Annotated in this window: 12 protein-coding genes; 4 read left to right on the forward strand and 8 right to left on the reverse strand. The window is 54.6% G+C overall.

The window, feature by feature from the left end:
• Window positions 1–140: 140 nt before the first annotated feature.
• The 4 genes from BC440_RS11170 to BC440_RS11185 form a co-directional block, all read right to left on the reverse strand.
• Window positions 141–761 (reverse strand): PqiC family protein, encoded by a 621-nt coding sequence (locus tag BC440_RS11170; RefSeq protein ID WP_071240157.1) that lies wholly within the window; start codon window positions 759–761, stop codon window positions 141–143.
• Window positions 758–2,443, reverse strand: a complete 1,686-nt coding sequence (locus BC440_RS11175) for an MlaD family protein (RefSeq protein ID WP_037987548.1) — start codon at window positions 2,441–2,443, stop codon at window positions 758–760. Before BC440_RS11175 ends, BC440_RS11170 begins: the two co-directional genes overlap by 4 nt.
• Window positions 2,440–3,726 carry a paraquat-inducible protein A gene (locus tag BC440_RS11180; RefSeq protein ID WP_071240158.1) on the reverse strand — a complete coding sequence of 429 codons (1,287 nt, stop codon included), beginning with the start codon at window positions 3,724–3,726 and terminating at the stop codon, window positions 2,440–2,442. Before BC440_RS11180 ends, BC440_RS11175 begins: the two co-directional genes overlap by 4 nt.
• 151 nt (window positions 3,727–3,877) lie before the next feature.
• A complete protein-coding gene (locus tag BC440_RS11185; protein ID WP_071240159.1) occupies window positions 3,878–4,777 on the reverse strand; it encodes a LysR family transcriptional regulator ArgP in 900 nt (299 codons plus the stop codon).
• A 283-nt stretch (window positions 4,778–5,060) separates the two neighbouring features.
• On the opposite strand from BC440_RS11185, the gene BC440_RS11190 reads away from it, so the two are divergent.
• On the forward strand, window positions 5,061–5,687 hold the full coding sequence (locus tag BC440_RS11190; protein WP_071240160.1) for a LysE/ArgO family amino acid transporter: 627 nt from the start codon (window positions 5,061–5,063) through the stop codon (window positions 5,685–5,687).
• Between the two features lie 60 nt (window positions 5,688–5,747).
• On the opposite strand, the gene BC440_RS11195 is transcribed toward BC440_RS11190, so the two are convergent.
• Both BC440_RS11195 and BC440_RS11200 read right to left on the reverse strand, forming a co-directional pair.
• A complete protein-coding gene (locus tag BC440_RS11195) occupies window positions 5,748–6,326 on the reverse strand; it encodes a thymidine kinase (RefSeq protein ID WP_071240161.1) in 579 nt (192 codons plus the stop codon).
• Window positions 6,327–6,403: 77 nt separating this feature from the next.
• Window positions 6,404–7,315 (reverse strand): LysR family transcriptional regulator, encoded by a 912-nt coding sequence (locus BC440_RS11200; RefSeq protein ID WP_071240162.1) that lies wholly within the window; start codon window positions 7,313–7,315, stop codon window positions 6,404–6,406.
• Between the two features lie 110 nt (window positions 7,316–7,425).
• On the opposite strand from BC440_RS11200, the gene BC440_RS11205 reads away from it, so the two are divergent.
• Window positions 7,426–8,106, forward strand: coding sequence for a type 1 glutamine amidotransferase domain-containing protein (locus BC440_RS11205; protein WP_071240163.1), 681 nt, complete (start codon window positions 7,426–7,428; stop codon window positions 8,104–8,106).
• A gap of 70 nt (window positions 8,107–8,176) precedes the next feature.
• Window positions 8,177–8,377: a heavy metal-associated domain-containing protein gene (locus tag BC440_RS11210; RefSeq protein ID WP_007089898.1), complete on the forward strand. Its 201-nt coding sequence runs from the start codon at window positions 8,177–8,179 to the stop codon at window positions 8,375–8,377.
• Window positions 8,378–8,443: 66 nt separating this feature from the next.
• Here the strand turns inward: BC440_RS11210 and BC440_RS11215 are convergent, their stop codons facing one another.
• Complete coding sequence (locus tag BC440_RS11215; protein WP_071240164.1) at window positions 8,444–9,649, reverse strand: MFS transporter; 1,206 nt, start codon at window positions 9,647–9,649, stop codon at window positions 8,444–8,446.
• A 135-nt stretch (window positions 9,650–9,784) separates the two neighbouring features.
• Here BC440_RS11215 and BC440_RS11220 point away from each other — a divergent pair, with 135 nt between their 5' ends.
• The gene (locus BC440_RS11220) at window positions 9,785–10,543 is read left to right on the forward strand and encodes a helix-turn-helix transcriptional regulator (RefSeq protein WP_071240165.1); all 759 of its coding nucleotides are present in this window, start codon (window positions 9,785–9,787) and stop codon (window positions 10,541–10,543) included.
• 202 nt (window positions 10,544–10,745) lie between these two features.
• Here BC440_RS11220 and BC440_RS11225 read toward each other — a convergent pair whose 3' ends face one another.
• Window positions 10,746–12,410, reverse strand: coding sequence for a methyl-accepting chemotaxis protein (locus BC440_RS11225; protein WP_071240166.1), 1,665 nt, complete (start codon window positions 12,408–12,410; stop codon window positions 10,746–10,748).
• Between the last annotated feature and the right edge of the window lie 99 nt (window positions 12,411–12,509).

Genomic DNA, 12,509 nt, shown 5'->3' on the forward strand with positions numbered 1-12,509 from the left:
GAACTTCTCAAATGAGCCCAAAAATCCCCGTATTGCGCGACAGAAAACGCAATCCACAACACATGCGACGCCATCAACACAACCATAGATGCATATACATTGATTTAAGGACCCTATCCAAGTTCTGCTTTGACGAGAACTCAGCGATACGACCGGGCAATAGAATCACTAAGCCGTCCCAAAAGGACACTCATGGCTGCAACCGTTGCCTCGGTTGTTGTATCCTTGGGAACCACGGAATCGGTAAACCGTTCGGATACGGCGGTTTCACCCGAATTGAAATTGACAATTTTCCAGCGCGCTGCGATCTGCACCGAACCGTCCGGCTGACGTTCGAACTGTCCCAGATCGACCACGATCTGCCAGACAACCCCGTCGCGCGAGTTCCACGGGAATGTCTCGATCCGCTGCGGGCTCAACCGATGGTCAAGGTTTTCGATCAACACCCGCTGAATGTTTTCATCCAGCGGCTCGGCCCAGCGATCAAACTGGTTGATCACCAGCCGGTTGTCACTTCTGCGCGTCACAATCTGGCTGCGATCAAGATGGCTTGGGATGGTAATCGGTCCCACCCCCATCACCGCCGTTCGGGTGGCCCCCGATGGGGCTGCAACATCGTCGGGGGATAACAGATAATAACGTTCCTGAACCGGTGTGCTGCACGCGGACAGGAAGCCAAGCGATGCCAAGAACACCCCCGCGATCAGTCGCTTGCGAATTGTCGCCGTTGTTTTCAGTTTGATTTGCATTTCCCGCATCATTCTTCCTCCCGGCGGCCCGGTTTGCCCAGGATCAGAGCATTCGGATTTTGTTCAAGGAAATCGGCCAGATCCCGCAACGACCTGGCTGCCGCCGAGAGCTCTTTCAGAGTTTCCTCAAAATTATAGCGGATCGGCGAATTCGGCGATGTCACGTCACGTACACCGCCAAGTGCAACCTGCGCGGATTCCAGCGCCTTCTGAGTGGCTGGCAACACGCTGGTATCAAGGTTCGTCACAAGCTGGTTCACCCCGGCAGCTGCCTGTTTCAGGCTATCCATGCTCTCAATGATCGCAGGCGATGTAACAATGTTCTCCATCCCCTCGACAGTCCCCAACAGTCGAATGCCGATTTCCTCAATCGGGAATGTTTCAACCTTTTCAAGCAACGAGGACAGGGAATTGCTGATCTCATCGATCTTTTGCGGCAATGTCGGCAATTCTGGAATTTTCCCCTGCGCATCGCCCAGATAGCGGGGCGGTGTCACCGGATACATGCCCAGATCAACAAACAGCTGGCCGGTTATAAAGCTCCCGGTTTTCAGACGTGCCCGCAAACCACGTTCGACCAGAACATCCATGATCTTCGCATAATCGACATCGGCGGTGTCCTGATTGCCGACCATTTGCACCCGTTCGGGCTCCAGCGTCACTTCAACAGGCACCCGGAACGATTGATTGGGAACGACATATTCCAGATTGACGCTGTTGACCGTGCCGACGCGAATGCCATTGAATTCAACCGGCGCGCCGGGCGAAAGCCCGCGTACAGAGGAATCGAAATACAGCATGTATTTCTGCGTGATGCCATACGCCAGAATTTCCGCCTGTTTACGGCTGTCATTTAACCGGAACACCGTATCGGGTTTCGCTGTTTCCGAATTCAGGCTTTCGTCAGGCGTATAGAAATTGATGCCACCGGCCAAAACTGATCGAACAGATTGGGCACGCACCGATACGCCTTCCGCATTCAGATCAAGACTGATGCCGCTGGAATTCCAGAAACGCGTATCGCGCTTGACCAATCCATCAAACGGCTTGCGGACATAGATCGGGATCGACACCTTTTCGGCCGCGGAATCCAGATTGGTATCAAGGACCTCGCCAACCTCTACCCCGCGCAGAAGAACCGGCGTTCCCGACGCGACTGAACCAAGTTCCTCCGCCATCAGGATAAACCGTGTTCCGTCCGATCCATCAGGCACATATTCCGGTTCTTCCGATCCGGTAAACTCGCGGGCCTCTTGGCCAGACCTGTCTGGAACCGCTTCGATATAAGCCCCTGAAACGATGGTCTGAAGGCCGGAAATCCCCTGTGCGGAAACGCGCGGGCGTACCACCCAGAATTTGGTTTTATCGGTCAGATAGGGTTCAAAATCCGAATTCATCCGCATCGTCAGAACCACATGCCCGAAATCCTCGCTCAGATTGATTTCGGTAACCTGTCCGACATCAACATCACGATACCGCACGGCGGTTTTGCCCGCGGTCAGTCCCTCGGCCGTTTCGAACGTCACGGTAACTTCTGGTCCTTTGGCTGCCGCATCGCGCCACAAAAGCCAACCGCCGATGATCAACGCGACAATCGGCACGATCCAGATGACCGGCAGGTTCTGAAATGCCTTTTTCACATCGGGCCTGCCTGGCTGCCCCTGACCGGCATTCCGGCTGGTGTCGTCCGTCATGATGACATCCCCTGTTCCTTTTGCATTCCCGCCCGATCCCAGATCAGCCGCGGATCAAATGCCATTGCCGACAGCATGGTCAGAATGACCACGGCACAGAAGGCCACAGCACCAAAGCCCGGTACAACGGTTGCTATGTTACCCAATTTCACAAGTGCTGCCAGTATCGACACCATAAACACGTCGATCATCGACCAGCGCCCGATCAGTTCGGTCACGCGATAGATCAATGTCCGTTCGCGAAGCGGCCCGGCAAGCCCCAGACCCGTTGCGGCATAAACCCAGCCCAGCAGCACAATCTTCATGATCGGCACTACGATACTGGCTGTGAAGACAACAATGGCAATCGGCCATTGCCCGGATTGCAGCAGCACCACCACCCCGGAAAGGATCGTATCGGATTCCGCCCGCCCCAGATAGGTGATCGTCATGATCGGAAAAATGTTGGCCGGGATATACAAAACGACCGCCGTCACCAGCAGTGCCCAGGCCCGCGACAGGCTGCCCGACTTGCGATGATGCAGATGCGTCCCGCAACGCGGGCATTTGCCCCCGGTTTCCCGTGCGGCACTGTCCGTTACGACAAACGCACAGGTCTCGCAGGTCATCCAGCCCGTTGCCTTTTCCTGCGCGGTACCGGCACGCAATTCTTCCAGATCCTCTAACATCGCATAACGCAAATTTTCCGGCGCCAGTCGCCGCCAGATCGTCCTTGGATCCAGCGTCGTGCTCATCAGCAATGTCGTCGGGATCAGAAAACAAACTGCATAAAAGGCTGGCCCCGCAATGACATCGGCAAAATCCGTCAGCTTCGTCAGCGCGACCAGAAGTCCGATCAGAAACACATCAAGCATCGACCAGGGCCGAATAACAGCCAAAACACGCCAGACTGCGCGCAAACCCGGCACCACGAACCCGAAATAAAGCGGCGCCAGCACATAGATATAAGCCCCGACCAGCATCAGCGGGGCAGCAATCGACGTCAACGCGACCATAAAGGCCAGAAACGGGAACCCCTCCTGCCAGAAGGTCACAACCCCGCTCAGCAACGTATTGCTTTCGGTGCGTCCTTCCATGGCAAAGGTCAAGATCGGAAATGAATTGGCAATCAGAAACAGGACAAGTGCCGTAATGGCAAAGGCCAGAGGCCGTTCAACCGTACCCTTCTGCGCCTGATACAAGGGCGACCCGCACCGGATGCAACGTGCCACAAAGCCCGGTGGAATGTCGTCTTCGACATGCAGGTAATCGCAATGTTCACAGGCAACAAGGCGATGCGACATTCAATCTTCCTGTTTCCATAAGGTATTAGCGCACAATCTGGAAGTCATATGAGTAAGCGGCAGAATTCATCCCCTGTCAAATCCGATTGGCAAAGCCGATGGGTCGGCATGCCATATCGCCAAACCCGAAAACAAACGCGATCCCAACCGTTTAGTTCCCGATTTTGGGCAAATAATGGCGCGCTTCGCCCAGAACAATCTCGTTCACCTGCGACAGCAACCCGCTTTGCATGTTCCAGTGATGCCAATAAAGCGGCCGCTCAATCAAATGCGGGCATGGCTGTACCAGCCGTCCACTCTGCAAACCTCCTGCTGCCTGATGTTCCTCGACCACGGCATAGGCAATACCCTGCTCGGCCACAGTCACAAACCCTTGTGAACTTGGCACTGTATGGGCCGGAAACTCGCCCGGCACCAATCCGAAATACCGGTTTAAAAACTGGTTTTGCAATTCGTCATGGCGCGAAAAATTTACCGCCGGGCAGGATCGCAACGCATCCGCCGTGACCCCATCGGCAAAATACCGGTCACGGAATTCCGGCGATACCACCATGATATAGCGCATCGAGCCCAATGGCCGCACCCGGCATCCCTGTATCGGATCGGGCCGCAAACTGACCGCGCCCAACACCGTTCCGGCCTGAAGTGCCTCGTGATTAAGTGCCTCGTCCTCGACCGTCAGATGCACCAGCAGGTCAAGCTCATCAAACAGCTTCTTGGGCACATTGACAAACCATGTCGCCAGACTGTCGGCATTCACCGCAATCGCGATCTGGCCAAACCGGTTGGCCGAATGCAGCTTTGGTAATTCCTCATATAATTCCTGCTCAAGCAGACTGACCCGCTGATAATGCTGCAAAAGCCGCTTTCCGGCATCGGTCGCGGCAATCGGTTTAGACCGGATGATCAATGGCTGCCCCAGCCGGTCTTCCAGCAACTTGACCCGCTGCGATATCGCCGACTGCGTCAGACCAAGATCACGCGCCGCCTTTTCGAAACTGCCATGCCGGATCACCTCGGCACTGGCCTGCAACAGCTTGTAATCGATCATTTTATTATCCCCGCCTCATCCACCAGCCACGCATCCCCTTCATCGATGTATCGCCTACCACCAAAGATGTATCGCCCCCATCAGGGTATATCACCTGTCGTCACGACGATGCTTCCATGCTGCTTAAACAAGCTTGCGAGCCAAACGATACCAGGGCAGGCCATACGCTGCCTCGCGCACTCCTGCCATAAAATTTACTAATACTATATCATGATAATTCGATTTTCTTATTTCTTAAAACTGCTATCCCTGCCCCATCAACAGCGATTTTGCGGGATGAAAAATGCTTCTGACCTTTGCGACCGGATTTGGCCTTGGCGGCGGACTGATCATTGCCATTGGCGCGCAGAATGCCTTTGTTCTCGGGCAAGGGTTGCGTCGCAACCATCCGGTGATGGTGGCATTTGTCTGCGCGCTATGTGATACCATCCTGATCGCAGCCGGTGTTGCCGGTCTGGGAACGTTGGTTGCCAACTACCCGATCCTGACCAAAATCGCGGCGTGGGGCGGTGCGGCCTTCCTGATCTGGTACGGGTTTGCAGCGCTCAGGCGTCTGTTTGAAACCGAAACCCTGTCAGAAAGCGATGTCAGGCAGGCGGGCTGGAAGGCAGTTCTGTCGACGACGCTTGCCGTGACCCTCCTGAACCCGCATGTATATCTTGATACCGTTGTCATGCTGGGCGGGATTGGCGGGCAATTCCCCGCCGACGAACGGCTGACCTTTGCGCTTGGCGCGATGAGCGCAAGCTTCGTCTGGTTCTTTGCCATCGCGCTGGGCGCGGCGTGGCTGGCCCCCTATGTGGCGCGGCCGATCACGTGGAAAATCATTGATGGGGTCACCTGTGCGGTGATGTGGCTGGTGGCTTACACGCTGATCGCACCGGAAATCACGTCCCTGATTTATTCCTGAGTAAAAATGAATAATCGATGTGATTAAACATTTTTTGTGAAAAATAGGGATTCGGGCGGCTTATTTGCCCATCGCTTCCTTGAAATGCTGTCGGCAGACCGAGACATAGCGATCATTGCCACCGATTTCGACCTGGGCCCCCTCGCGCACCGTATTGCCGTTTTCATCAACGCGCAGAACCATCCCGGCCTTGCGTCCGCAATGACAGATTGTCTTAAGTTCGCTTAGCTTGTCCGCCCAGGCCAGAAGCCATTTCGAACCTTCAAAAAGCTGCCCCTGAAAATCGGTACGGATGCCATAACACAGCACCGGCACGCCAAGCTTGTCGGCGACATCGGAAAGCTGCCAGACCTGATCCTTGGTCAGAAACTGCGCCTCGTCCACCAGCACGCAATCAATCCGGCCTTCATCCAGCTTTTCTCGGATCAGGGCGCACAGGTCGGTATTGCCGTCAAACAAGACGGCCGGGGCTTCAAGGCCAATGCGCGATGCGATCTTGCCAACACCAAACCGATCATCAAACGCCACGGTCAGCAGAAGCGTCTGCATGCCGCGTTCCTGATAGTTGAAGCTCGATTGCAAAAGCGTCGTCGATTTGCCCGCATTCATCGACGAATAATAAAAGAACAGCTTGGCCATGGTTTCCCCCGAAAATCGTTATTGGGGAATAGCCGATCAATCGGGATTGATCAATATGACAACGGCACCCAAACCAGTTATCCGCCATTGCGGCCAATATCGATGTCACGCAATTCGCGGCGCATGAAATCAAGCAGCGACTGGATTTTGGCACTGCGCGTCACACCGGCGGGAAACACGGCAAAAACTTCAAGATCGGGCAGTTTGCAGTTCGGCAGAACATGCACGACATCGCCGCGCTCAATTTCATCGGCAATATCGCAAAACGGCACAACCGCAAGCCCGTGCCCGCCGCGCAGGAATTGCAGACGGGCGGTTGCATTATCAACCCGGACACTACCCGATACCCGAATGGATTTTTCCTGATCATCGCAGATCAGGCGCAGGGATTCAGGAACCCGGCTATACATCACCCAGTCATGATCGGCGAGCTGTTCGGGGGTTTCGGGCAAGCCCACCCGTGCAACATACCCCGACGACGCCGCAATGATCCGGTGGGTCTGATAGAGCTTGAAGCTTTTGAGCTCCGAGCTTTTAAGCGGCCCGGACCGGATGCCGATATCAATCCCCCGCCCGATCAGATCGACAACCTCGTCAGACAGATGAACATCAATCGCCACCCCGGGATAGGTTTGACGAAACCGGTCAAGGATCGGCACGATGCGAAGCGTGCCCAGATGCACCGATGAAGTGATCGATATTTTGCCGACCGGCTCGTCACGCAGGATTTCGACCCGTTTGCGGGCGGCCTCGGCCTCCAGCGCAATCGTCCGGCAGCTGTCGTAATAACGCGTCCCGGCATCGGTCAGACTGAAATTGCGGGTGCTGCGCCGAAGCAACGGCACGCCAAGCTTGGCTTCAAGCTGCCTGATCTGATGAGACACCGCAGCACGGCTCAGCCCCATCTTGCGCGCCGCGGCAGAAAACCCTCCATCCTCGACCACGCGGGCGAAAATCATCATCGCCCGAACTTCATCCAGTGCTGACATTTCATGCGCTCATTTAATTTGACAATCTGTCCAATTCTTCGATCTGGCGCAAATTAGATCAGCATCCTATCCTTGGTGCAAATCCTATTCACATAGCAAGGACCAAAACGATGCGTATTCTGATGATTGTGACGTCGCATGACAAAATGGGCGATACCGGCCATAAAACCGGTATCTGGCTGGAAGAACTTGCCGCCCCCTATTTCCGGTTCCGCGATGCCGGTGCCGATATCACGCTAGCTTCCCCCAAGGGCGGTCAGCCGCCGCTTGATCCCAACAGTCAGGTTCCCGATGCCCTGACCGAAGCGACCAAACGGTTTGAAGGTGATGAGGAAGCGCAAAAAGCATTCGCCAATACCGTGACGCTTGATGGCCTGAAAGCCGATGATTACGACGCGCTGTTTTATCCCGGCGGTCACGGGCCGCTTTGGGATCTGGCAACAGATGTCAAATCCATCGCACTGATCGAGGCATTTGTCGCACAGGACAAACCGGTTGCCGCCGTCTGCCACGGCCCGGCGGCATTCGTGAATGCCAAAACCAAAGACGGCAAGCCGCTGGTTGCGGGCAAAAAAGTCACCGGTTTCACCAATGACGAAGAAAAGGCCGTCGGCCTTGAAAAGGTCGTACCGCTTCTGATTGAGGACGAATTCACCAAACAGGGCGGCCTTTATGAACGCGCTGACATGTGGGCGTCCCATGCGGCTGTCGATGGCAAACTGGTAACTGGCCAGAACCCTGCATCCAGCGATGCGGCCGCAGATGAGGTTATCAAACTGCTTGGTAAATAATCGCTTGACCTTCCAGCAACTGGAAGCCCCATAGTCGGATTATCGAATCCAACCTGACGGAGCAACCGGAATGCTGAAACTGAAAGTCGATGAAATGAGCTGCGGCCATTGCGCTGCCACTGTTACCAAAGCTGTCGAGGGCGTTTCGGGCGTTGAAAAAGCCGATATCGACCTTGCAAAGGGCGAAGTAACCGTGACCGGCAATCCCGATGTCGCAGCCCTGATCGCCGCCATTGACGATGCCGGTTATCCGGCCCGCGAACTGGCCTGATCGATCAAGATATCCACGCGGAAGGCCGCCCCGATGGGCGGTCTTCTGCGTTTCGGTTTCCCGCATTCAGGCTTTGTCGACATGTTCGATATCAGGCAGGAAAATCGCAAGGAAACCAATGGCCGGTAACCATGCGCAAACCTGATAGACCAGCCCCAGCCCGAAATGATCAGCCATCACGCCAAGAATGGCCGCACCAATCCCGCCAAGCCCAAAGGCCAGGCCAAAGAACAGCCCGGAAATCATGCCAATACGTCCCGGCACAAGTTCCTGCGCATAGACCACAATCGCCGAAAATGCCGATGACAGGATCAGACCGATGGCAATCGAGAGCATCACGGTCGCCCCCAATCCAACATAAGGCAGGATCAGTGCGAAGGGCAGTGCTCCAAGGATCGATCCCCAGATCACTTTTTTGCGACCAATCCGGTCGCCCACCGATCCGCCGATCAGGGTTCCTGCCGCGACCGAAGCCAGGAAAATGAACAGATAAATCTGCGCATCGCCTTCGGAGAGCGGGAATTTTTCCATGAGGTAAAACACGTAATAGCTGGTGAAGCTGGCAAGATAGAACCATTTCGACAGCATCAGACATAACAGAACCAGAAGGCCACCAATCACCTGGCGTCGGGCCGGAAGATTTGCCGCCAGATGAACAACACGCGGGCGCCGCACGGCATGGCCGTTGCGTTTATACCAACGCCCGAGCAGCGTCAGGATCACAACACCGGCCAATGCAGCAAAGGCAAACCATGCCAGACTGCCCTGTCCGTGCGGCAAAACCACTGCGACCACCAGCAACGGCCCGATGGCTGAACCGACATTGCCGCCCACCTGAAACAGCGACTGCGCAAAGCCATGCGCCCCGCCCGATGCCAGACGCGCCAGACGCGAGGATTCCGGGTGAAAGATCGATGATCCCACGCCGAGCATCGCACTGCCCACAAGCAGCATCGCAAAACTGGTTGCCGAGGACAGAACCAGAAGCCCCGCCATCGACATCCCCATACCAAACGGCAGGGAATAAGGTTGCGGCCGACGGTCGGTGAAATGGCCGATAAAGGGCTGCAACAGTGATGCCGTCACCTGATAGGTCAGGGTCAATAGACCGAGCTGCGCAAACGATAGATCAAAGCCGCCCCTGAACACCGGATAAGCCGCGACAAATAGCGACTGGATCATATCGTTCAGCAAATGGCAGAAACTGGCCGCACCCAGAACCGGCAAAACGGTTCGGGAGACTTGCGGTCGGTTGAGAACGGCTTCGTTCATCGGGGACCTCGTTGAAATGACATTAAACGCACGCCTTGGTGCGTTGATCATCATTATAAAAATTGCAAAACGGCCCACCACCGCGTTAGGGTCAATTTATTACGAGACTGGGCCAATCACGCAAGACAGGCATCGATGTCATCATTTCGCGAAGTTCCAAGACCGATTATCGCATTGGGGACGGATTATCCCGATGGTCATGTGATTGCCGCCCATCGCCATGATCGCGATCAGTTGCTATATGGCATGACCGGGGTTTTGATGGCATCAACCCCGCACGGCGCATGGATGATGCCACCCCAGCGCGGCATGCTGATCCCCGCCGGGGTCATCCACGAGGTCCGCCTGTTTGGCGATGTCAAAATGCGCTCGCTTTATCTGCGCCCGGACCGGCTGGGCGCGACAGACAACCAGTGCAAGGTGGTCGGCATTTCATCGCTGATGCGTCATTTACTGATCGAAGCGGTTGCCGTCCCGGCGGAATATGACATGGCGGGTCGTGATGGTACACTGATGGCGCTGATTGAACATGAAATCAAACGGTTGCCGGTCCTGCCACTGTCGCTTCCGCTACCGGAACAGGCCGCATTACGGGAAAAATGCCGTGCCTTTCTGGCATCTCCGACCCCGCATGAAACCATCGATGACTGGTGCCATCATCTGGGCATGAGCCGCCGAAGCTTTACCCGGCAGTTTCGCAAGGAAACCGGATCAAGCTTTGTTGAATGGCGTCAACAGGCCTGCATCCTTGCCGCCCTGCCAAGACTGGCCGCCGGTGAAGCCGTGACAACGATTGCGATGGACCTTGGCTATGACAATCCCGCCGCGTTCAGCAACATGTTCAAACGCATCCTTGGCGCATCACCACGCGATTACCGGACTGCGGGCACGTAGGAAAATATTTCGCCTCTGAGCTTGCAAAAAAATGGAACATCAGGATCACTTCATCGGGCACCAAGCAAATTGCACATAGAAAAATGGTTAAGCCCGCATGCTAAATCGGACTTAACCATTGAAAGATAACGCCGAAACAAGATCGGTTGGCATTCATGATGCCATATCAGCGCCCGAGCCTTGGCGAAACGGAGCAGACAGCCTAAGCAGCCTTTACCGCCGACAAGAAAGCTTCGACTTTCTGAAGCAGGATATCTGCCTGCTGAGACATATTATTTGAGGCAGAAAGAACTTGCTCGGCCGCAGCCCCGGTTGATGCCGCGGCTTGGTTGACACCGTGAATATTGGCCGTTACTTCGCCGGTACCCGCAGAAGCCTCCTGTACGTTCCGATTGATTTCATCGGTTGCGGCACCTTGCTGTTCAACCGCACTGGCTATTGCCGATGCAATTTCACTGATTTCGGTGATGGTTGTTCCGATGGAATCAATGGCAACAACAGCGCCCTCTGTTTCGCTTTGGATTGCGGTTATCTGATTGGTAATTTCCTCGGTGGCCTTGGAGGTCGCATTAGCAAGGTTTTTCACCTCGGCCGCGACAACGGCAAAACCTTTGCCTGCTTCACCTGCGCGGGCAGCCTCGATCGTGGCATTCAGAGCCAAAAGATTGGTCTGTGCCGCAATATCACTGATCAAACCGACGACATCACCAATTTTCTGAGCCGCTTCTGCAAGTCCACGAACCTGTGCATTCGTACTTTGCGCTTCCACAACAGCCTTATCCGCCACACGGGATGACTGTGTAACCTGGTGGCTGATTTCAGAGATCGATGCACTTAGTTCTTCGGATGCGCTGGCAACGGTTTGAACATTATTTGATGCCTGCTCGGCCGCCGCAGCAACCACCGTTGACTGACGACTGGTTTCTTCTGCGGTTGCCGTCATTGACGTTGCAGTATGCTGCATTTCGGTCGCTGCATCCGAGACCGTTTTCAGAACGACCGATACATCACCTTCAAAATCACCGGTCAGTTTTTCGATCAACCTGGCGCGGGATTCACGCTGTTTCTGGGCTTCGACTTCCTGGGCGGCCAGTTCCTCTGCCTTGATCATGTTTTCTTTAAACACGAGCACCGCCTTGGCCATATCACCAATTTCATCCTTGTGATCCTGTCCGGGGATATCGACGGTTTTGTCGCCTCCGGCAAGAACCCGCATCGCGTTTGTAATGGTAATAATCGGACGCGAAATACCAACACCGATCAGCCACGCTGCTGCCAAACCGACCACCACAGCAATTGCAGAAATAATTGCGGCAAGCGAAATGGCAAAAGCGTTTTCTGCTTTTGCTCTAGGACCAATCTCGTCCTGTTTGGCTTTGAAGGACAGTTTGAGTTCTTCGATGTCGCTTGCGACCTTTGGCCCCAGAACGTTCAAGGTAGATTCAGCGATACGTTGTTGTTCCGCAGGATCCTTGGTTGCGCTTAACGCACGAACCGCCGCAGCATACGCCGCAATATCCTGATCCACAGCTTTCGCACTTTCGAGATAGTCAGGGTCTTTAACAAGAGATAAAAATTCGGCGTTAAGCTTTTTGGTTGTTTCCAATCTTTGATTTGCGTTTTCAAGTGCTTCAGGAGACGGCCTCATCTGAAAACTCAAAACCGAGACACGAGCTTCAAGCATATTGGCCTGAACACGTGAAGCTTGGTTTGATTGCAGTGCAATCTGCCGATACTCGTTGAAGTTACTGTCTGCATCCATCAATGCAATGACGCAGATCGCCGACACCGTGATCATCAAAACCAACATCACGCCAAAACCGCCAGCAACTTTGATGGCAATTTTAATTCGCTTTAGAAGCCCCATATTACTACCCCACACCCCAATAACTATCCTTTAGTATTGCTCCCCCAAAAAAGAACCACACATCTAGAGGGAGCCTTGATACAAAAGAATGAATTCATT

It is taken from the genome of Thalassospira sp. MIT1004 (assembly GCF_001858545.1).
GTDB classification, from domain to species: Bacteria; Pseudomonadota; Alphaproteobacteria; order Rhodospirillales; family Thalassospiraceae; genus Thalassospira; species Thalassospira xiamenensis.